This is a genomic window from Candidatus Desulfofervidus auxilii (assembly GCF_001577525.1).
Classification (GTDB): domain Bacteria; phylum Desulfobacterota; class Desulfofervidia; order Desulfofervidales; family Desulfofervidaceae; genus Desulfofervidus; species Desulfofervidus auxilii.
This window is the reverse complement of sequence record NZ_CP013015.1, coordinates 1,841,524-1,863,187: the sequence shown is the minus strand read 5'-3', so window position 1 is coordinate 1,863,187 and position 21,664 is coordinate 1,841,524. Positions and strand designations below refer to the sequence as shown.

Here is a 21,664-nt window from a genome sequence, read left to right as displayed (position 1 = left end):
TTAGAAAACTTATTGTAATATTTTTTCTAAATTTAGTCAACAAATTATAAAATTGGACATTCCCCAAAATTTAGAAGTTAATCTTTAAAAATATTAATGAATTATTTGATTTCAATAAGTGGAATGAGAAAAAAAGCACACTTTCTTTTCGGAAAGTTTTTAAAAATTCTGGGAAAGTTCTGTAAATTGACTTATTTTAAATATTTTTCATAAACTTATTGTATAATAGATAACCTATGTCCAACATTATCCTTCGTGGGGCTAGAGAGCACAATTTAAAAAATATTGACCTGTGTATCCCTAGGGATAAATTTATAGTAATTACTGGAATCAGTGGTTCAGGAAAAACTACTCTGGCCTTTGATATCCTTTTTACTGAAGGGCAGAGGCGCTATATTGAAAGTCTCCCTACTTATGTGCGTCAATATTTACAAGTCTTAGCCAAGCCTGACATAGATGTTTTAAAAGGCATCCCTCCTACGGTAGCTATAAGTCAGCGCACCAGTATTTTTAGCAGGCGCTCAACCGTGGCCACAGTCACTGAAATTGACCACTTTCTTCGGCTTTTTTATGCGAAAGCAGGGGAACAATATTGCCCTCAATGTGGTCGGCCTGTGCACCCCTCCACTCCAACTGAAATTACAGAGGCTATTTTAAATAGATGGCAAGAAAAAGAGGTGACTATCCTTGCTCCTAAAGTCAGGCAAAAAAAAGGCTGGCACCAAGAAGTCTTTAAAGAAGCCTTTAAAAAAGGCTATAAAGAACTGAGAGTAGATGGGAAAATTATTCACTTGACCTCAAAAATACCCAAACTTAGCCGTTATCAGTCCCATGATATAGATATTGTCATTGCCCACTATATCCCAAAAATTCAAAAAGCAAATGAACTCCAAGCGTTGGTTGCTTTGGCCTTGAAGGAAGGTAGAGGGGTTCTCAGTGTTATGACTAAAGACGATATAATTTTTTTTAGTGAACGACTGTTTTGTCCATTTTGCCAAATAGGACTACCTCCTTTAGACCCAAGACTTTTTTCATTTAATACTAGTTTAGGGAAATGCCCTTTTTGTGATGGGTTAGGTGAAGTAGATAATGAAATTTGTCCCCAATGTCAGGGGAAAAGACTCAATAAAATAGCCCTTTCTGTGAAAATATCCAATTATAACATTGCAGAAATAGAAGGATTAAACATTGAGGCTGTTTTAGAAGTTTTGTCTAAACTTAAGTTAAATGTCCGCCAAAAGGCCATTGCCAAGGCAATATTCCCTGAAATCTACACCCGACTTAAATTTTTAAAAAAAGTGGGCTTAGACTATCTTTCTTTAAATAGAGGTGGTCACACCCTTTCTGGGGGAGAGGCCCAACGCTTGCGGCTAGCTGCCCAGTTGGGTTCTAACTTACGTGGGGTCTGTTATATTTTAGATGAACCTACTATTGGGCTTCATCCTAGAGATAATGCCTTGTTAATTAAAGTATTAAAAGCACTGCGAGACCGAGGAAATACCGTGATCGTAGTGGAACATGACCCAGCTACCATTGAAGCTGCTGATTTTGTGATTGACCTGGGACCAGGAGCAGGAAAAATGGGAGGGAAAGTAATAGCTGCTGGCACACCAGATGAAATAAAAACAAACCCCGCTTCTATTACCGGCCAATATTTTAAAAAACCTCTTTCTCTCTCTATTCCTCAACCAACCAGCAAAAATTGGTTACATATTAAGGGAGCACGAGCTTTTAATTTAAAAAATATTGATGTAGATATTCCTCTAGGCAGATTGATTTGTGTAACTGGTGTTTCTGGAGCAGGAAAAAGTAGTTTGGTGATGGAGGTAATTTATAAAGGAGTTAAGGCCCGGCTCCAAAAAACGACCCCTCCCCAAAATCATGATGATATAATAGGTTGGAATGCCTTAGATAGAGTTTTAGTAGTAGACCACAGTCCCATTGGAAAAACTCCTCGTTCTACACCTGCTACTTATGTGGGCTTTTTAGACCATATTCGCCACCTTTTTTCTCAAGTGCCAGCGGCCAGGGCCAGAGGATATAAACCTGGTCGTTTTTCTTTTAATGTAGTAGGTGGCCGATGTGAACACTGTAAGGGACAAGGCAAAGTAAGAGTAGAAATGAGCTTCTTGCCAGATGTCTATGTAGATTGCGAAGTATGTAATGGTATGCGATTTAACGAAGAAACTCTTTCCATCACTTACAAGGGTAAAAATATTGCTCAGGTATTAAATATGACCATCACAGAAGCAGTAGATTTTTTTGCTCCTATATCCATTATCAGACGTCCATTGGAAATCTTAAAAGAAATGGGTTTAGGCTATCTTACTCTTGGTCAGCCTAGTCCTACCCTCTCCGGAGGAGAGGCCCAACGCATCAAACTGGCTACCGAACTATGCATAGGCACACAGGGAAAAACCCTCTATATACTGGATGAACCTACCACAGGGCTTCATAGACTTGACATAGAAAAACTTATTAAAGTACTGCATAAACTAGTAGAAAAGGGAAACACCATAATAGTCATTGAACACAATTTAGACCTTATAGCAGCATCGGATTATATCATTGATTTAGGCCCAGAAGGCGGTGAAAAAGGTGGGATGGTGATTTTCCAAGGAACACCAGAAGAAATCACCCATCATCCTCACTCTTACACAGGACAATGGTTGAAAATGGCATTAAAATAGAGACTTCAACCCTTAATCTTTTCTTTCCCACTTAAATAAGGGCGCAAAACTGGGGGAATTAAAACGCTCCCATCTGGTTGTTGGTAGGTTTCTAAGATAGCTACTACTGTTCTCCCAATAGCCAAACCTGAGGCATTAAGGGTATGCACCAATCTTGTGCCTTTAACTCCTTTGCATCGGTAGCGAATATTGGCGCGGCGTGCTTGAAAATCTTCAAAATTACTGCAAGAAGAAATTTCTTTATAAATACCCTGTCCTGGAAACCAAACTTCAATATCATAAGTCTTAGCTGCGGCAAAACCTAAATCCCCTGTGCACAATTCTACCACGCGGTAATGGAGACCCAACCTTTTTAATACCTCCTCAGCGTGATTTAAAAGAACCTCCAATTCCTGATAAGAAGTTTCTGGTGTAGTAAATTCCACTAATTCTACTTTGTTAAATTGATGTTGTCTAACAATACCTCTTACATCTCTACCATAAGAGCCTGCTTCTGCTCTAAAACACGCCGAATAAGCTACATATTTGATAGGTAACTGGGCCTCTTGCAAAATTTCATCTTGGTGGAGATTGGTCACTGGCACCTCAGCCGTAGGAATGAGATAATAGTCCTCTCCTTCTATCTTAAATAAATCTTCTTTAAATTTAGGTAACTGACCTGTTCCAAACATAGTCTTTTCATTCACTAAAAAAGGGGGGAAAATTTCTATATAGCCATGTTCTTGAACATGTAAATCCAGCATAAAATTAATAAGGGCACGTTCTAAGGCAGCCCCTCCCCCTCTATAAACTGCAAACCGAGAACCAGAAATTTTAGCTGCTCGTTTAAAGTCTAGGATGTTTAATTTTTCCCCAATTTCCCAATGAGGTTTGGGAGAAAAAGAAAAAATAGGTTTTTCTCCCCAAAATTTTACTACTACATTTTCTGTCTCATCTTTACCTATAGGGACAGAAGGGTGAGGAATATTAGGAAGATTTACCAAAAAATCATAAATCCCCCTTTCTACTTCTTTTAATTCTTTATCTAAAGCCTCAATTTGCCTACTGAGGGTCTTGGCTTCCTGCAAGAGAGAAGTAATATCTTCATGGGCGTGTTTCTTCTGAGGAATTTCACTAGTAACTCGATTCCGTTTAGCCCTCAGAGTCTCCACTTTGGCCAAAATTTCTCTTCTTCTTTGGTCTAATTGTAAAAACTCATTAACATTTAAATCACTCCCCCTTTTTTTCAAAGAAGTAGCGATAATTTCTAGATTTCTCCGCACAAATCTTAAATCTAACACGGCTGGTTTTTAGCATAGGGAATAGATTCAGTCAATGTTACACTGTTTCCAAATTAGGACTTCGTCAAAGTAATTTTAACAGAGATCCAAATGTTAAGCGCACCTGTCTGCCGACAGGCAGGATGGCTCAATGCAGAATGCAAATTGAAAAATGCAAAATCGCCTTCTGTTAAATTGGAACGTTAGCACGTTTACACGTTTGCACGTTAGAATTGGGAATTAGGAACTGGGAATTGGGAATTTCTATTTTCTGTTTCCCGTTTCCCTTTCCTTCTTTATGCACGTTAACACGTTTACACATTGACACGTTTACATGTTAGAATTGGGAATTGGAAATTTCTGTTTTCCGTTTTCTATTTTCTTAACTGTATTTTGTAGGTTTGACCCCAATTCCACTACATTTGGCTATTTCATTCCCTCACTATTCACTACTCACTGATTTAATGTTTTGGCATTAAGACATTTGGATTTCATTTGGCATTTGGATTTCATTTGGCATTTGGATTTTGAAATTTGGATTTTTTAGACCATATTTAAACGTTTGTTCTTTTTGTTAAACTACTTATGGCCTGACTTTGACGTAGTCCTGGTTTCCAAATTATTCTAATTGAGGTTGGCTATTGAAAGAAAGCGCATTGGTCGTTTTACCTTTTAAGTAAAGCAATGTTTTTAAAAATTTGCCTTATTTTACTATATTTATGGGTTTTCTTTTAAAATTATCACGGATTTTGAATTTTTCCTGATTTTAAAAAGTTCTATAGTTTCTTTAAAAGACAAGGGGGTGCGTTTAAAGAATGCTTCTGTGTTAGGTAAAAGAGAAGAATTCTCAAGGTGTAACTCCTTTATAAACCATTCCCAATCTTCTTTTTCACAATTTACGGTGCGCAATGAGTGTTTTTCTAAATAAACATCCTCTAACTCGGCCTTCATATAAACAGCTAACGCCTTTGCTATTTGGGGAATAATCTCACTAATATCAAATTTTTCCTTATAGGCATAACGCTTTAGCCTCTTAAAATTTATGATGGCTCGCTCTATACTTCTAAATTCAGTTTTTCCTTTCATTTTTGGATTCAAATCCCTCAAAATAATACGCTTATACCCTTCTATTACACCCTTTTTAAGAAAAGAAATTTCTGCTGGGGTAAGAACCAACTGAGGCCCTTCTGGTTCTTGTGTAAGAAAATAAAGACTGCTATAAAAGGCCACCTCTGGCAGTTCCCCTGCATGGGCAATAATCTCTTTTTCTTGAACTATTTCTTCTCTCACTGATAAAAATATGGCATAGCCTTAGTAAAAATCAAGTTTTAACCTTGCCATTAATATTGAGAAAGATTATCATACTCACATGCCAAGATTTTCTAGAGAGCATAGTTTAGAATATACCCAACTTAAAAAAAATTTAAGGAAATGGCTGAGAAAAAGAGATTATAAATCTATCCTGAAATTTTTAACTAAGCTTCATCCCGCAGATATTTCTGAATTAATAGATAACCTACCTGAAGATGAAGAAAAAGCACAGCTTTTTTCTTTATTAGACCTAGAAACAGCCTCTGATGTTATGGCAGACCTCTCAGAGGGTTCTAGAAGGGCAATCTTAAAGGACATTACCCATGACCACCTCACAGACATTGTGAAGGACCTCCCTTCAGATGAAGCTGCGGATATCTTAGGGGTTTTACCCAAAGAAAGGGTAGAGAGGATTCTGGCGGCTATACCCCCACAGGATTCTGCTGAAGTAAAGTCTCTCCTTAAGTATCATAAGGAAACCGCTGGTGGCTTGATGCAGGCCGAAGTGTGGGCGCTGCCAGCAAATATGACAGTAGAAGATGCCATAGAGCAGTTACGGACCTTGGCCCAGGAAACAGAAGAAGAATTTCACAATATTTTTGTCATTAATGGAGAGAAAAAATTGTTGGGAACGGTGTCTATTAATAAACTCATCCTTTCTTCTCCTGAAAAAAAACTATCAGAGTTAATGGAAAAACCGAAAGGCGTTATTTTTGTAGATGAAGACCAAGAAGAAGTGGCCAGAAAATTTCAAAAATACAATTTGGTTTCTGCCCCGGTAGTTGACCATAATGGTGTTTTATTAGGAAGGATTACCATTGACGATATTGTTGATGTAATTGAAGAAGAGACCTCTGAAGACTTTTATCGCTTAGCTGGAACAGATGTAGAAGAAATTGTTTATGGGGATAATATAGGCAAAATTGCCCGTATTAGACTTCCTTGGTTACTGACAAATCTTTTTGGGGGATTACTTACTGGTTACCTCATGTGGTTGTTTAAACACACCATAACCGATGCCATTGCTCTGATTGCCTTTATCCCGGTAATTACAGGTATGGGTGGCAATCTTGGGTTGCAGTCTTCTACCATTTCTGTCCGGGGTTTAGCTATAGGAAAAATTACCTTGCATAATTTTAAACATCACCTTTTTAAAGAAATAAAAGTAGCTTTGGTAGTGGCCACAGTATGTGGAAGCACAGTAGGAATAATCGCTTTTTTATGGCATAAACAACCTACATTGGGCTTGATGGTGGGATTAGCTATGTTTTGTGCCATGAGCATGGCAGTATTAATGGGAACAATTATGCCTATTCTGTTACGAAAGTTAGGCGTGGACCCCGCCGTGGCTTCTGGTCCATTTGTAACCACTGCTAATGATATAACAGGTATTCTTATTTATATGACAATCGCTACCTTGCTTTTAAACTATCTTAGAGGTTAATCTATGTATAAAAACCTCATTTCTTTCATTTTCCACAGTTTAAAGGCTATATTTGAAAGACCATTTTTCTTTTCCCAACTCTGGAGACAAATTTACATCATTGGTGCTGATGCCCTACTTTTAATTTCTACGGCAGCCTTAGCAGTAGGTTTTGTTCTTGCCTTACAAACTGGTGTTACCCTACAACGTTTTGGGGCCCAAAAATACCTAGCAGCTATTGTGGGACTTTCCATGGTAAGAGAATTGGGACCCGTTCTTACTGCCCTCTTGGTGGCCAGTCGATCAGGCTCAGGTATCACGGCGGAAATAGGAGCCATGAAAGTCACACAACAAATTGATGCCTTAAGGGTAAGTGCTATTCCCCCTTTGAATTATTTAGTAGTTCCCAAGTTATTGGCCTGTATCGTTTGTCTTCCTTTACTCACCGTAATTGCTGATGTAGTAGGTGTTATCGGTGGAGGGATCCTAGCAGTAGTTATGGAAATGAGCACTGCTGGCTGGTATGCAAAAATAACGGCTCAATTTATAGAATTTGCTGATTTCTTCCCAGGCTTGATCAAAGCTAGTTTCTTTGGTTTTTTAATTGCCAGCATTTCAGCTTATTTTGGTTTCAATACCCAACGGGGAACCCAAAGTGTGGGAAAGGCAACCACTACGGCGGTAGTCACATCTTCTTTGGCTATTTTGATTTCTGATGTAATTTTGACCCGAATTTTATTAATTTTCTTTTCTTAGATGAAAAGGATATAACGAAAACAAACTGTTTTAGATGCCCCGCCCTGTGGGCGGGGAGCTTCACTCTTACAGATGAAGATAAAACAATGGCAAAGGGAAAAATAAATTAAAATCGGCTATTTGACCGCCACTTAGTATCAAGAGAAATATGGAATGAATAAAAAAGTAGAATTAAAAATTGCAGGTATGACTTGTGCGATGTGTGCTAAGGGAATTGAGGCTAGTCTTTTGCACTTTCCTGGTGTGATTAAGGCGCAGGTAAATCTAGGTACAGAAACAGCCCATATTGAATATGATACCACTAAGGCAAAACTTGAAGACTTAGCAAAACTCATTGCTGAACTAGGTTATCAGGTCATAAATGAAAAGGTGGCAGTAAAAATTGGGGGTATGACTTGTGTGATGTGCGTTAAGACCATTGAGAATGCTCTCAAAAAATTAGATGGGATTGTAGATGTAAATGTCAATTTAAGTGCTGAAAAAGCTTATATTACTTATAATCCTAAATTAGTAGCCATTGATGATATAAAAAAGGCCATTGAAGATGCTGGATATCAATATTTAGGGATAGAAGGAAAAGAAGATTTAGAAAAACTTGCCCACGAGAAAGATTTAAAGAAAAAAAAGAAACAGATTATTATTGGTTTTTCAATTGGCATTTTACTTATGTTTCTTATGTATGTTCCAGTCAAACTCCCTTTACCTATGTCTTATTTGATGTTGATTATAGCCACCCCAGCCTTTATTTATATTAGCCATCCTATCTTTAAAGCTGCCTGGCGAGCGCTTAAAAACAAAACTCTCAATATGGATGTTATGTACTCTATGGGTATAGGTGTAGCCTATGGTTCAAGTCTTTTAGGTACATTTAAAATACTCCCACATAAATTTCTTTTTTATGAAACAGCCGTCTTTCTTGCCACATTTCTCACAATGGGGCGGTATTTAGAGACAAAGGCAAAGGGAAAAACATCTGAGGCCATAAAAAGACTAATGGGTTTACAGCCAAAGATTGCCACGGTGATTCGTAATAATAAAGAAATAGAGATACCAATAGAAAATGTGCAAATAGATGAGATAATTATCGTTAGACCAGGAGAAAAAATTCCTGTAGATGGTGAGGTGGTTGCAGGAGAAAGTTATGTAGATGAGTCTATGATTAGTGGTGAACCTATTCCTGTTTTTAAAAAGAAAGGAGATAATGCAATAGGGGGCACCTTAAATCAAAATGGTGTGCTTAGAATAAAGGCAAAAAAAATTGGACAAGATACAGTACTTGCACAGATTATAAAACTGGTAGAAGAAGCACAGGGGTCAAGACCTCCTATTCAGAGACTAGCAGATAAGGTAGTAAGCTATTTTATCCCTGCAGTTTTAACCGTAGCCATATTTGCTTTTATTTTGTGGTATTTTTTCTTTGGCCAAACACTGCTTTTTGCCCTTACTTGTCTTATCTCTGTTTTGGTTGTAGCCTGCCCTTGTGCCCTAGGATTAGCAACACCTACTGCAGTCACTGTAGGCATTGGCAGAGGGGCAGAGCTTGGTATTCTCATTAAACAGGGCGAGGCCTTAGAACGTAGTGAAAAGTTAACCACCATCATCTTTGATAAGACTGGTACTCTAACCAAGGGAAAACCAGAAGTAACAAATATTATTACTCTTAGCGCTGATGAACATACTTTGCTTGAATGGATAGCAAGTATAGAAAAAAATTCAGAACATCCTCTGGCTAAAGCCATTGTAAAAAGGGCCAAAGAAAAAGGAATTAAGTTAAAGGAAATGGAAAAATTCGAAAGTTTCAGTGGTAAAGGTGTGGTGGCAAAATTAAAAGGAAAAGAAATTCTTATTGGCAATAGGATGCTTTTTGCTGAAAAGCATATTTCTTTTCCCAAAGAAATAGAGAAAAAAATAGAGGAACTTGAAGAACATGGCAAAACAGTCATCCTCTGTGCTATAGAAAAAGAGATAAAAGGTATTATTGCTATTGCTGACACATTAAAAGAAACCACAAAAGAGGCCATCAAAGAATTAAAGAATATGAAACTTAAAGTGGCTATGATTACAGGAGATAATATAAGGACAGCCCAGGCTATTGCTCAAGAAATTGGAATTAAAAGAGTATTAGCAGAAATCTTACCACAAGATAAAGCAAAGGAAGTCAAAAAATTGCAAGAAAAAGGAGAAATAGTTGCCTTTGTGGGCGATGGGATCAACGATGCACCAGCCTTAGCACAGGCGGATGTAGGCATTGCCATTGGTAGTGGCACAGATGTGGCCATAGAAAGTGGTGATATTGTGCTTATAAAAGATGACCTCATAGATGCAGTAGGGGCAGTGCAATTAAGCAAAAAGGTTATGAGTAGGATAAAGCAAAATTTGTTTTGGGCTTTTGCTTATAATACAGTGTTAATACCTGTGGCAGCGGGTGTGTTATATCCTGCTTTTGGAATTACTTTCAAACCAGAATTGGCTGGCCTGGCTATGGCAATGAGTTCAGTGACGGTAGTAAGTCTTTCGCTATTGTTGAAACGGTATGTGCCACCGGTAAAAAGGAAATAATATCATAAGAATAAATTTGAGGTGTCATTATGAAAACAAAAATTAAGGTAACAGGAATGAGCTGTGAGCATTGTGTAAAACGGGTGATAAAAGCAATAGAAAGTATAGCGGGTATAAAAGATGTACAGGTTGATCTTAAATCAGGTGAAGCCACATTTGATAAGCCTGAGACCGTAAGCATGGAAGAGATTGTAAAGGCAATTAAGGAAGTAGGATATGGGGTAGAGGTGTAAAATGTGGAATGAGAAATTTTATATTATAGGAATTATTGCGGAAATGTCTCAAATTCCTTTCTAGAAATTCTAACATTCTCTTGATATAATTTTAAAGTGAAAAATAAATTACAAAGAGTCTCCACTCTTACCAAGTATAAAAATGGAAAACAAGAAATTATTTCTATAATACTTGCATCAATTCTCTTCATCTTTGGAATGATTTTTAAAACCAAACTCCACTATACGCTTTATTCCCTGGCCGAATATTTTATTTTTCTCTCTGCTTACTTTTTAAGCGGATGGGACATTTTAACTAAAGCAGGGCGAAATATTATTAAAGGAAAGATATTTGATGAAAATTTTTTGTTGGGAGTAGCTACTATAGGTGCAATTTCTATCCATGAATTGCCTGAAGCAGTGGGAGTGATGTTATTTTTTAAAATAGGTGAATTTTTTCAAAACATGGCTGTGGCTCGATCAAGACAATCTATCAAGGCCCTTTTAGAAATACGCCCTGATTATGCCAATTTGAAGATTGGTGAAGAGATAAAGAAAGTATCCCCAGAAAAAGTAAAGGTGGGAGATATTATTGTTGTCAAACCAGGAGAAAAAATCCCCTTAGATGGAGAAATTATTATAGGAAGTTCACAGGTTGATACATCTGCCTTAACCGGTGAGCCGATTCCTAAAGAAGTTGAAATCGGAGATATAGTTTTAGCGGGTATGATTAACAAAACAGAGACACTTGCCATTAAAGTAACAAAAGGCTTTAGTGAATCTTCCGTCTCCAAGATTTTGAATCTAGTAGAAAAGGCAAGGAGTAGAAAGGCAGAAACAGAAAAGTTTATTACAAAATTTGCTAAATATTATACACCTGTAGTAGTTTTTGGAGCATTGGCTGTGGCTCTAGTTCCACCTCTGATTACTGGAGCAAGCTTTTCAGAATGGATTTACCGAGCCTTGGTTTTGCTTGTTATCTCGTGTCCTTGTGCATTGGTTATCAGTATCCCCTTAGGCTACTTTGGAGGTATTGGGGGTGCTGCTCAGCGAGGGATTTTAGTAAAGGGTGCTAACTTTTTGGACACCCTCACGATGGTGAAAACCGTTGTCTTTGATAAAACAGGCACTTTGACCAAGGGTGTGTTTAGAGTAGTGCAAATTGTTCCTAAAAGCGGTTTTACTAAAGAAAAACTTCTTCAATTGGCTGCCCTGGCTGAGTCTCAATCTAATCATCCCATTGCTCTATCCATTTTGGAGGTCTACAGTAAAAAAATTAATCCTTTAGAAGTGCAAAATTATAAGGAAGTCGCAGGCCATGGCATAAAGGCAATAGTGAAAAATCAAATCATTTTGGCAGGGAGTGATGCTTTACTTCACCGAGAAGGGATTAAACATGATATTTGTGATGTAGAAGGCACCGTTGTTCACGTTGCTGTAGATGGTATTTATGCAGGGTATATCATCATTGCAGATGAACTTAAGGAAGATGCATTAGAGGCTATTCAAACCTTAAGGAAGTTAGGAATAAGAAAAATCATAATGCTAACGGGAGATAATAAAAGGGTGGCCAAAACAGTAGCGAAGAAACTTGCTTTAGATGCCTATTTAGCTGAATTACTACCGGAAGAAAAGGTAAACGCCATTGAAAAATTAATCAGGGAAGCAGAAAAGGGAGAAAAGATTTCATTTGTGGGTGATGGGATAAATGATGCTCCAGTAATTGCTAGGGCCGATGTGGGCATAGCTATGGGAGCAATGGGTTCTGATGCAGCGATAGAAATTGCAGATATAGTTATTATGACTGACGCACCTTCAAAGGTGGCTGAGGCAATAAGAATAGCTAGAAAAACTCATAAAATTGTCTGGGAAAACATTAGTTTTGCTTTTATTGTTAAAGGCGTCTTTATTGGTCTAGGCGTTATAGGAATGGCAACCATGTGGGAAGCTGTTTTTGCTGATGTAGGCGTGGCCCTCATGGCTATATTTAACGCCGCCAGAGTTTTGAGATAAATTCTAATGCTTTTTTAAAAAAAATTGAAGGACAAAGATATCAAGAAAGAAATTCCTCTGTCCCCCTGGCACACCATACCAGCGGAAGAAGTATTAAAGAAGCTGCCCTTTTTCTGGACTACCAATTCCTTTAGTAGCAGTGCAACTGCTTTGGCTTAAGCTAGTGACAAATGGCATCCAAGATGTGGCGTTGGCCTTTGAAAAGGGAAAAGCAGGCGTAATGAGTCGTTTAACCCGCCGTCCGGAAGAAGGTATTTTTAACAAAATAATGGTGCAGGAAACTTTTATTGCAGGAGCTACCATGGGGCTAATTGCCTTTGGGGCTTGGTATTGGTTATTAAAAGAGGGAAAGGATGTATCTGCAGCCCGAAATATGATGCCTTTTCCAACTCATCATATATGCACCAGTTAAGGTATTTATGCCAGATCAGGAATTGGGTAAAGGCTATCTATGGTATAAAACAAGGTTTTTGGCAGGAAAGCTAAAGTTTAGGATGGTGATTCCCTTAAAATTTCAAAAGTGTTAAAAAACTTTTTGGAGTATGGGTTCTTATTGAAGCCAGTTCTCCTACCTATTGTTTCTAAGACCTATACCTTGAGTATTGTCTACAGTCTTAACCTTTAGAGAAACTCCAACTTTGATTACCTTGTTTTTCAAAACTATTTCTGATAGAAATTAAGCATGAATTCCCTTCGAGGAAAACAGATATTATTGGGGGTCACCGGTAGTATTGCTGTTTATCGAAGTCTGGATCTAATCCGTCTTCTCCAGGCAAAGGGGGCAGAAGTCAAAGTAATTATGACTAAAGGAGCACAGGCATTTATTACCCCGTTAACCTTTTCTGCTATAAGTAGAAATAAGGTATATACAGATATCTTTCAAACCTACCCTGAACATCCTATTATTCATTTAGATTTAGCCAGATGGGCTGATGCCTTGGTAATTTCTCCTGCTAGTGCAGATATTTTGGCAAAATTGGCCCAGGGGATAGCCGACGACCTTTTAACCAGTACTTTTTTGGGATGTTCAAGACCTGTCTTAATCGCTCCTTCTATGAATCCTCAAATGTATGCCCATCCTACTGTTCAGGCAAACATTGCACAGTTAAAAAAGTATGGTTTTCACATACTGGCCTCTATTCAGGGAAAAACAGCCTGTGGGGATGTGGGGCAAGGAAGATTACCTCCCGTTGAAAACATTGTGGAAGCAATAGAATCCCTTTTTTCCAAAAAAGATTTAACAGGCTATAAGGTATTAATTACTGCTGGTCCTACCCAAGAAGCCATTGACCCCATCCGATTTCTTACTAACCGCTCCTCTGGTCGCATGGGTTTCGCCTTAGCCAAGACAGCTTACCAGAGAGGAGCAATGGTAACTTTAATTAGTGGGCCTACCTCTCTAAAGCCTCCTTATGGAGTAAATTTTTTATCTGTCACTACCACTCAAGACATGCTAGAGGCAGTGTTGAGGCATTTTCCTTCTGTGGATGTAGTAGTTATGGCGGCAGCAGTGATGGATTTTAAACCTCTTTATTATCCACATAAAATTAAAAAAAGAGAAAAATTAAGTCTATCTTTAGAAAAAACACCAGATATCTTAACTATTTTAGGAAAAGAAAAAAAACATCAATATTTAGTAGGATTTGCGGCTGAGACCCAGAATTTATTACCAGAGGCCATGAAAAAACTTAAGAGTAAAAATTTAGACCTGATAGTGGCTAATGATGTTTCTGGTTTTGAGGCAACTACCAATAAAATTGTGTTAATCTATAAAAATGGTGCATATGAAAAATGGCCACTAATGTCTAAAGAAGATGTAGCTTGGCGTTTATGGGATAGGATTAAAACATTTTTATGAAAGAGGTATTAGAGGAGTTAAAAATATATCTTTCTTGGTTAAAAGAAATGGGTATTAATTCAGTTTATCTTTTACCTGAGCAAAGAAAAATGTTGGAGAAATTAAGTTCAAAACAACAATTATTGCAAGAAATAAAAATAGAATTAGGTGATTGTAAAAGATGTGAATTATGGAAAACCCGCCATAAGATTGTCTTTGGTGAAGGCCCAGCTGAGGCCAAAGTAGTATTAGTGGGTGAGGCCCCGGGACATGAAGAAGACTTACAGGGAAAACCCTTTGTAGGTGCAGCTGGAGAACTTTTAACTAAAATGTTAAAAGCCATAGGACTCTCCAGAGAAGAGATTTATATTACTAATGTGGTCAAGTGCCGTCCACCTCATAATCGCAATCCCAAATTGCAAGAAATAGAACAATGTAAGTCTTTTTTGATAAGACAATTAAATATTATAAAACCATCTGTTATCTGCACCTTAGGCAGTATTGCTACTCACACTCTTTTACAAAAAGATATTCCTATTTCGCATCTTAGAGGCAGAGTGCATTTATGGCAGGGAATTAAGCTCATTCCTACTTTTCACCCTGCTTACCTTTTACGCAATCCTGGAAGTAAAAAATTGGCTTGGGAGGACTTAAAATTATTAAAAAAAGTGCTAGAAAAGTCTATTTAGTCTTAGTTTTTATTTTGGTTGTTGTTTTCTATCCTCACTTCTCACAAGCAAATGAGGTATATTTGTTAGAAGTAGAGGAAATTATTTCACCTGCGGTATCGGAATTGATTGCTACCACTTTAGAAAAGGCCAAACAAAACAATTCCCCATTTATCATTATTCAATTGGATACCCCAGGTGGGTTAGCCACTGCTATGTATCAAATTGTGAAAGGAATCTTAAATAGCCCTGTGCCTGTAATTGTTTATATTGCACCCAGCGGAGCCAGGGCTGCTTCTGCTGGGGCAATTATTACTTTAGCTGCCCATATTAGTGCCATGGCACCAGGCACTAATATTGGAGCCGCTCATCCAGTAACATTAGGTACCAAGATTCCTGAAAAAATGGAAGAAAAAGTAGTTAATGATATGGTGGCTTATGTAAAAAGCATTGCCAAAAAAAGAGGGCGTAATGTCAAGGTAGCGGAAAAAATGGTTCGAAAAAGTGTCTCTTTGACAGCAAGTGAGGCCTTAAAACAAAAGGTAATAGATATAATGGCGGATTCACTCCCTGAATTGCTTAAAAAAATAAAAGGGCGCAAGGTGTCTACCATCGTGGGAAAAATGGTTATCCCTGATGAAAACATACAGATTAAAGAAATAAAAGGTGGATTACGTTATAATATCTTGCGGATTTTGAGTAATCCTAATATTGCTTATCTATTGATGATGATTGGTTTGGCAGGTCTATATTTTGAACTGGCCCATCCAGGGGCTGTTTTGCCCGGAGTAATCGGGGCTATCTCTTTGATATTGGCCTTTTTTGCCTTCCAGACCTTACCTGTAGATTATGCAGGCATCTTGCTTATTATTTTAGGTATAATCTTTTTTATCCTAGAACTTAAAATTACTAGTTATGGCTTACTTACAGTAGCGGCTATTTTTTGTTATTCTTTAGGCTCAATTATGCTTTTTCACCAAGCACCAGGTTATCTAAGAATTTCTTGGGGGGTATTGTGGCCTACCCTTGCTTTAATCTCGGGATTTTTTATAGGTATAATTACTCTGGTAGTGAAAGCACAACGGGCAAGGATGAAAATTGGCGAGCAGGCCCTGATAGGAGAGATAGGTGAAGTCAAAGAAGGTATTAGACCCGGAGAGGTGGGGAAGATTTTTGTGCACGGAGAATACTGGAATGCTGAGAGTGATCAAACTATTTTATCAGGAGAAAAGGCAGAAGTTATCGGAGTAAAGGGATTAAAATTAATAGTAAGAAAAAAATAAATAGGAGGAAACTATGTATACTTTGATTACTATCTTAGTGCTTATTGTTCTATTTCTAGCCAGTGCCATCAGGGTATTAGCTGAATATGAAAGAGGGGTAATCTTTCGTCTAGGACGCATTATTGGTGCAAAAGGACCGGGTTTGATTATCCTCATTCCGGTAATTGATAGGATGGTAAAAATTAGCTTGCGTTTAATAGCCTTAGATGTGCCACCCCAAGATGTAATTACTAGAGATAACGTCTCGGTAAAGGTTAATGCGGTGATCTATTTTCGGGTAATGGAGCCTGTAAAAGCAGTAATAGAAGTAGAAAACTACCTTTATGCTACTTCTCAATTGGCTCAAACTACTTTAAGAAGTGTATGTGGTGAGGCAGAATTAGATGAATTGCTTTCTGAAAGAGAAAAGATCAACATGAAACTTCAAGATATTCTAGATAAACACACTGACCCTTGGGGCATAAAGGTAACTACGGTAGAGATAAAACACATTGACTTACCACAAGAGATGCAGAGGGCTATGGCCAAACAGGCAGAAGCAGAAAGAGAAAGGCGTTCAAAAATCATCAATGCTGAAGGTGAATACCAGGCCGCTAATAAATTGGCTGAAGCCGCAGCTATTATTGAAAAATATCCGGTGGCCCTTCAGTTGCGCTACTTACAAACATTAAGAGAAATTGCCTCAGAGAATAATTCGGTAACCGTTTTTCCTATTCCTGTTGACCTTATAACTCCTTTCCTTCGCTCTTTAACTGAAAAGAAGGAAAATAAATAAAAGGGCGACAGTGTTTACTTTTGTATGAAAGTAGTTTATAAAAATTTCCCCAACAGTGAATGCCGATTGGTTTGAAATAACATTTTAAAGAGATACGGCTTTTTTTGAAGAGTGAGCTATAAATTTATAAAAGGAGGAAAGTATGGCAGAGGAAGAAAAAGAAATAGAAGAAGAAAAAAAAGGGCCATCACTTCCCAGTAAACCCCTAGAAAAATTAACCATAAAGGAACTCCGGGAAATTGCTTTAAAGATACCTAATGTTCAAGGTGTTCATGGAATGAATAAAGCTGAATTGGTTGCCTTGCTTAAAGATTACTTTGGTATTAAGGAAGAAAAAAAACGAGATGTAGCGTCAATCCGTGAATTAAAGAAAAAAATAAGGGAATTAAAGGCCAAACGAGAAGAGGCTAGAAGTAAGGGTGATAAAAAGATAGTGAACATTTTGCGTAGGCGGATAAGTCGGCTCAAGAAAAAAACCAGAAGGTTGGTAGCCTAGAGATGAATATAGTCCTTCCCAAGTTTTTGTCTCAACTTAGACCTTACTCAGCAGGAAAGCCTATAAAAGAAGTCCAAACAGAATATGGGATTTCAATGCCTGTTAAACTGGCTTCAAATGAAAATCCATTGGGCCCATCACCTAAGGCCATAGCAGCCATAAAAGAAGCCCTCCAAGATATCCATCGCTATCCGGATAGTCAAATAACAGAACTGCGTTATAAATTGGCTAGTGTTTTAGGAGTAAAATCGCAGCAAATAGTAATAGGTAATGGCTCAGACGAAATCATGAGTTTTATTGGACAGGCCTTTTTATTATCAGGAGAAGAGGTAATTGTCCCCTTCCCTTCTTTTTCTATTTATGAGAAGGTAGCTATAATGAGTCAGGCTAATTTGATTAAAGTGCCTTTAAAAAATTTATCTATAGATTTGGAAGCTATAAAAGATCGCATTTCTCAAAAGACCAAGCTTATTTTTCTTACCAATCCCCATAATCCCACTGGTAGTTTTTTTGAAGCCCCCCTCTTAGAAAACTTCCTGAAAAATGTGCCTAGATCAACTCTAATAATATTAGATGAGGCTTATATAGACTTTGTTTCTCCTAAAAGACACTTTGAAAGCCTTAATTACTTGAAGGATTTTTCTAATCTCATTATCTTGCGTAGTTTTTCCAAGTCATACGGTCTTGCTGGATTAAGAGTAGGATATGGAATTATGAATATTGAATTAGCCAATATTTTAGAAAGGGTCCGTTACCCTTTTAATGTCAATACCCTGGCCCAAGTAGCAGCTATAAATGCCTTAGATGATAAGGAATTTTTAGAGACCACACGAAAATTGGTTTGGGAAGGAAGAGAATTTATCACCAAGGCATTGACAGAATTAGGAATAAGGGTATATCCAAGCGAAGCTAATTTTTTATTAGTTTACATTGGCAAAAAAGCAGTGGAAATTTATGAAAGTTTACTTAAAAAAGGTATTATTGTGAGACCATTGACTAATTACCATTTACCAGAATATATAAGGATCAGTATAGGTAAACCTGAGGAAAATCAGACTTTTATAGAGTTTTTTAAAGAAATATGGCAGAAATAGTGATTACCATAGATGGTCCGGCAGGTGTAGGTAAAACTACTGTGGCTAAAATATTAGCAAAAAAACTGGGATTTAAATATTTTGATACAGGAGCTATGTATAGAGCCTTAGCTTTGGCAGCACAGGAAAAAGGCATCACTGCTGAACAAACAGCGTTACTCCAAAAATTAGCTGGGGAACTACCCCTTACTTTTAATCAAAAGGAAAACACATTTAAGGTTTTTTTAAATGATAGGGATATTTCAGAACTTATCCGCCATCCTCAGATTGGAATGTTGGCATCTACCATCTCTCAAATAAAAGAAGTAAGAGAGGTTTTTTGGGAAAAACAAAGAAAATTAGCCAAAGAAGCTCAAAGAGCTATTTTTGAAGGAAGGGATATGGGAAGTATAGTTTTTCCTGATGCTCCTGTGAAATTTTTTCTGACTGCATCTTCAGAAATTAGGGCAAAAAGAAGATTAAAACAACTCAAAGGTTTAGGAAAAGACGTTTCTTATAAAGAAATCTATAGTTCTATTCTTCAAAGAGACAAACAAGATTCAAAAAGGGTTATAGCCCCAATGCAGCCAGCCCAAGATGCTATTATTATTGACACTAGCAATTTAGGAATAGAAAATGTAATCAATTTAATGTATAAACATATTTCAAATAAATTGGAGGACTTGGGTATGGATAACAGAGAAGAAAAAACTGATGAAAATTCACATTCTCTTGAGAAAGATGAAACACAGACTTTAACCACTCTTTACAATGAAAGTGTGAAAAACTTGCAACCTGGAGAAATTCTTGAAGGCAAAATTGTGTGTATAATGAAAGACCATGTAATGGTAGATGTGGGTTTTAAATCAGAAGGGGCTATTCCTCTTGCTGAATTTAAGGATAGGAAGGGAAATGTTTCAGTTGAGGAAGGAGATAATGTGGAAGTGTTATTTGAGGGCGTGAACGAAAGAGATGGTAATATTTCTCTTTCCCGAAAAAAGGCATTGCAAATTCTTACTTGGGAAAAAATCGCCAAACTTTATGAAAAAGGCGCTCCCATTCGTGGAGAAATAACTGCTAGGGTAAAAGGTGGTTTTACCGTAGATATAGGTATTCCTGCTTTCTTGCCTGGTTCTCAAGTAGATATCAAACCTGTCCGTGATTATGATAGCTTTGTGGGGAAAAGCTATTCTTTCAAAATTATCAATTACAATCCTCAGCTTCATAATGTAATACTTTCCCGCCGTCAATTTTTGGAAGAGGAAAGAGAAAGATTAAAAAAACAAACTTTATCTAAATTGAAAGAAGGAGATGTAGTTTATGGACGTGTGAAAAGCATCACTGACTATGGGGTATTTATTGACTTAGGAGGTATTGATGGTCTTTTACATATTACAGACATTTCTTGGGGAAGGATTGGGCATCCTGCAGACCGTTTTGAATTTGGAGATGAGGTCAAAGTAAAAGTTCTTAAATTTGACCGGGAAAAAGAAAAAATTGCTTTAGGAATGAAACAATTGACTCCTGACCCCTGGGAAAGCATCTCTCAAAAATATCCAGTAGGTGCTCATATCAAAGGCCGGGTGACTAATTTAACTGATTATGGTGCTTTTGTAGAAATAGAAGAAGGAGTAGAAGGACTTATTCACATTTCAGAAATGTGTTGGTCAAAACACCTAAAGCATCCTTCAGAGATTCTTTCAGTAGGAGATATAGTAGAAACAGTAGTTTTAGATATAGATAAAAAGAAACGAAGACTCTCTTTAGGGATAAAGCAAATTAACCCTGACCCATGGGAGATTGTAATGGAAAAATACCCTGTAGGAAGTATTATAGAGGGCAAAATAAAAAGCCTTACTAATTTTGGAATTTTTGTAGAAGTAGTACCCGGATTGGATGGTTTGGTTCATATCTCGGACATCTCCTGGACAAAAAGGGTCAGGCATCCCAGAGAACTTTATAAAAAAGGAGATAAAATTAAGGTAAAAGTTTTGGAAATAAATAAGGATTCAGGCAAGATAGCCCTAGGGATTAAACAGCTTATGCCTGACCCTTGGGCTGAGGTTTCGGAAAAGTTTCCTGTGGGAAGTGTTATTACTGGAAAGATTACTCACATTACTGATTTTGGCCTATTTGTGAAGGTAGATGAAGATATAGAAGGTCTGGTCCATATTTCTGAAGTTAGTTATGAAAAAGTGAAAAACTTAGAGGAAAGATTTAAAGTAGGTGAAGAGATCAGAGTAAAAGTAATCAAAATAAATCCAGAAGAAAGAAAACTTGGCCTTTCTATTAAACAACTAGAAGAGGAAGAAGAAAAAGCTCACTGGAGGAAGTACTTATCAGGAAATAGAAAGATAAAATTAGGAGACTTAGTTAAAACCAAACAAAATAATGCCTAAATGTTGGATTCAGTTGATTACTGGCAGCCTGGTAATTTTCTTTGCCGGGAAAAATTATCCCCTTTATGCTAATTTTTTTATATCCCAAATTAAGATAAAATCACCCTTATTACGCACTATTACCTGGCAAATTCTGCATGGCTTACCTGAGTTTTGCATCATTTTATCTACTATCTCTATAATAAACCAACCAGATATAAGTTTGGCTACTGTATTGGGCATCAGTTTACTCAATTTTGCCATTATGGCCAGTATTTTACTTACACATCAAAAAGAAGCAAAAAACTTTTTTTCTCTATTATTCATTGTTACCTTTTTATTTTTATTGGTGTTTTCTCTAGGGTTAAAAATTTCTCTTGGTTTTCTTAAGGTAGGCCTAGCCAGTATGCTTATGCTAGCCGGTTATGTAATGTATATAAGACTCTTTCCAGTAAGTGAAACATTAGAATCTCCTAAACTAGAAATAACGCATTCCGTGGCATATGTGCGTTTTATCTTGGCCACTTTGCTTATTTTTATAGGAGCAGGTCAAGTAGTTTATGCGGCCAAGGCAATGTTAAAATATACTCCCTCTAGCTACTTAATAGGAAGTTTCCTCCTAGCCCCTATTGCTTGTTGTCCTAAATTATCCTCTTTATGGAAAAGGGAACCTATTTTTGATTTAAAGGGTATTTTGGAAACCAACATTTTGGTTTTAGGCTTACTTGTGTTTTTGATAGATTTTTTTCATTATCCATCAGTGATATTTGGGCACACAAACCATAATCTATTTTATTTGGCCTTAGAAGGATTAATCCTTTCTCTTCTTTATTTAGGAATAATAAAGTGGTTTACATATCAAAAATTTTTGAGTAGTATAATGTTATTAGTATATATAGGTAGTGTTTTTTGCTTTATCAATTTGAGGTAA

17 protein-coding genes are annotated in these 21,664 nt (G+C 37.1%); 15 read left to right on the top strand and 2 right to left on the bottom strand.

Annotated elements, in window-relative coordinates; translation table 11 throughout:
* Positions 1-236: 236 nt before the first annotated feature.
* Positions 237-2,690: an excinuclease ABC subunit UvrA gene (gene uvrA / locus HS1_RS09310; protein WP_066064382.1), complete on the top strand. Its 2,454-nt coding sequence runs from the start codon at positions 237-239 to the stop codon at positions 2,688-2,690.
* 5 nt (positions 2,691-2,695) lie between these two features.
* Here uvrA and serS read toward each other — a convergent pair whose 3' ends face one another.
* Together serS and HS1_RS09300 are read right to left on the bottom strand one after the other, a co-directional pair.
* A complete protein-coding gene (gene serS, locus HS1_RS09305) occupies positions 2,696-3,970 on the bottom strand; it encodes a serine--tRNA ligase (RefSeq protein ID WP_066064379.1) in 1,275 nt (424 codons plus the stop codon).
* A gap of 696 nt (positions 3,971-4,666) precedes the next feature.
* A complete protein-coding gene (locus tag HS1_RS09300) occupies positions 4,667-5,239 on the bottom strand; it encodes a hypothetical protein (protein WP_066064373.1) in 573 nt (190 codons plus the stop codon).
* Positions 5,240-5,318: 79 nt separating this feature from the next.
* Here HS1_RS09300 and mgtE point away from each other — a divergent pair, with 79 nt between their 5' ends.
* The 14 genes from mgtE to HS1_RS09230 all read left to right on the top strand — a co-directional run bounded on the left by mgtE (position 5,319) and on the right by HS1_RS09230 (position 21,664).
* A complete protein-coding gene (mgtE, locus tag HS1_RS09295) occupies positions 5,319-6,704 on the top strand; it encodes a magnesium transporter (protein ID WP_066064370.1) in 1,386 nt (461 codons plus the stop codon).
* A 3-nt stretch (positions 6,705-6,707) separates the two neighbouring features.
* Complete coding sequence (locus HS1_RS09290; protein ID WP_066064366.1) at positions 6,708-7,439, top strand: MlaE family ABC transporter permease; 732 nt, start codon at positions 6,708-6,710, stop codon at positions 7,437-7,439.
* A gap of 153 nt (positions 7,440-7,592) precedes the next feature.
* Positions 7,593-9,998: a heavy metal translocating P-type ATPase gene (locus HS1_RS09285; protein WP_066064364.1), complete on the top strand. Its 2,406-nt coding sequence runs from the start codon at positions 7,593-7,595 to the stop codon at positions 9,996-9,998.
* A gap of 29 nt (positions 9,999-10,027) precedes the next feature.
* Complete coding sequence (locus HS1_RS09280) at positions 10,028-10,231, top strand: heavy-metal-associated domain-containing protein (protein ID WP_066064361.1); 204 nt, start codon at positions 10,028-10,030, stop codon at positions 10,229-10,231.
* Positions 10,232-10,327: 96 nt separating this feature from the next.
* Positions 10,328-12,223: a heavy metal translocating P-type ATPase gene (locus tag HS1_RS09275; RefSeq protein ID WP_245669958.1), complete on the top strand. Its 1,896-nt coding sequence runs from the start codon at positions 10,328-10,330 to the stop codon at positions 12,221-12,223.
* 139 nt (positions 12,224-12,362) lie between these two features.
* Positions 12,363-12,635: a cation transporting ATPase C-terminal domain-containing protein gene (locus HS1_RS09270; protein WP_478210091.1), complete on the top strand. Its 273-nt coding sequence runs from the start codon at positions 12,363-12,365 to the stop codon at positions 12,633-12,635.
* 270 nt (positions 12,636-12,905) lie between these two features.
* A complete protein-coding gene (gene coaBC / locus HS1_RS09265) occupies positions 12,906-14,081 on the top strand; it encodes a bifunctional phosphopantothenoylcysteine decarboxylase/phosphopantothenate--cysteine ligase CoaBC (protein ID WP_066064354.1) in 1,176 nt (391 codons plus the stop codon).
* Positions 14,078-14,749, top strand: coding sequence for a uracil-DNA glycosylase (locus tag HS1_RS09260; RefSeq protein WP_082757763.1), 672 nt, complete (start codon positions 14,078-14,080; stop codon positions 14,747-14,749). The genes coaBC and HS1_RS09260 overlap by 4 nt, the downstream gene beginning before the upstream one ends.
* A 62-nt stretch (positions 14,750-14,811) precedes the next feature.
* Positions 14,812-16,011, top strand: coding sequence for an NfeD family protein (locus HS1_RS09255; RefSeq protein WP_245669956.1), 1,200 nt, complete (start codon positions 14,812-14,814; stop codon positions 16,009-16,011).
* Positions 16,012-16,024: 13 nt separating this feature from the next.
* Positions 16,025-16,786: a slipin family protein gene (locus tag HS1_RS09250; RefSeq protein WP_066064342.1), complete on the top strand. Its 762-nt coding sequence runs from the start codon at positions 16,025-16,027 to the stop codon at positions 16,784-16,786.
* Positions 16,787-16,928: 142 nt separating this feature from the next.
* Complete coding sequence (locus HS1_RS09245) at positions 16,929-17,282, top strand: hypothetical protein (protein ID WP_066064340.1); 354 nt, start codon at positions 16,929-16,931, stop codon at positions 17,280-17,282.
* A 2-nt stretch (positions 17,283-17,284) separates the two neighbouring features.
* Positions 17,285-18,376 carry a histidinol-phosphate transaminase gene (hisC, locus tag HS1_RS09240; RefSeq protein WP_066064336.1) on the top strand — a complete coding sequence of 364 codons (1,092 nt, stop codon included), beginning with the start codon at positions 17,285-17,287 and terminating at the stop codon, positions 18,374-18,376.
* Positions 18,364-20,754: a 30S ribosomal protein S1 gene (locus HS1_RS09235; protein WP_082757762.1), complete on the top strand. Its 2,391-nt coding sequence runs from the start codon at positions 18,364-18,366 to the stop codon at positions 20,752-20,754. The genes hisC and HS1_RS09235 overlap by 13 nt, the downstream gene beginning before the upstream one ends.
* Positions 20,747-21,664: a hypothetical protein gene (locus tag HS1_RS09230; protein ID WP_066064333.1), complete on the top strand. Its 918-nt coding sequence runs from the start codon at positions 20,747-20,749 to the stop codon at positions 21,662-21,664. Before HS1_RS09235 ends, HS1_RS09230 begins: the two co-directional genes overlap by 8 nt.

Excerpts from the sequence above, each read along its gene's own strand:
- uvrA (WP_066064382.1), top strand. The coding sequence starts at position 237 with ATGTCCAACATTATCCTTCGTGGGGCTAGAGAGCACAATTTAAAAAAT.
- mgtE (WP_066064370.1), top strand. The coding sequence starts at position 5,319 with ATGCCAAGATTTTCTAGAGAGCATAGTTTAGAATATACCCAACTTAAA.
- HS1_RS09290 (WP_066064366.1), top strand. The coding sequence starts at position 6,708 with ATGTATAAAAACCTCATTTCTTTCATTTTCCACAGTTTAAAGGCTATA.
- HS1_RS09285 (WP_066064364.1), top strand. The coding sequence starts at position 7,593 with ATGAATAAAAAAGTAGAATTAAAAATTGCAGGTATGACTTGTGCGATG.
- HS1_RS09280 (WP_066064361.1), top strand. The coding sequence starts at position 10,028 with ATGAAAACAAAAATTAAGGTAACAGGAATGAGCTGTGAGCATTGTGTA.
- coaBC (WP_066064354.1), top strand. The coding sequence starts at position 12,906 with ATGAATTCCCTTCGAGGAAAACAGATATTATTGGGGGTCACCGGTAGT.
- HS1_RS09260 (WP_082757763.1), top strand. The coding sequence starts at position 14,078 with ATGAAAGAGGTATTAGAGGAGTTAAAAATATATCTTTCTTGGTTAAAA.
- HS1_RS09250 (WP_066064342.1), top strand. The coding sequence starts at position 16,025 with ATGTATACTTTGATTACTATCTTAGTGCTTATTGTTCTATTTCTAGCC.
- HS1_RS09245 (WP_066064340.1), top strand. The coding sequence starts at position 16,929 with ATGGCAGAGGAAGAAAAAGAAATAGAAGAAGAAAAAAAAGGGCCATCA.
- hisC (WP_066064336.1), top strand. The coding sequence starts at position 17,285 with ATGAATATAGTCCTTCCCAAGTTTTTGTCTCAACTTAGACCTTACTCA.
- HS1_RS09235 (WP_082757762.1), top strand. The coding sequence starts at position 18,364 with ATGGCAGAAATAGTGATTACCATAGATGGTCCGGCAGGTGTAGGTAAA.
- HS1_RS09230 (WP_066064333.1), top strand. The coding sequence starts at position 20,747 with ATGCCTAAATGTTGGATTCAGTTGATTACTGGCAGCCTGGTAATTTTC.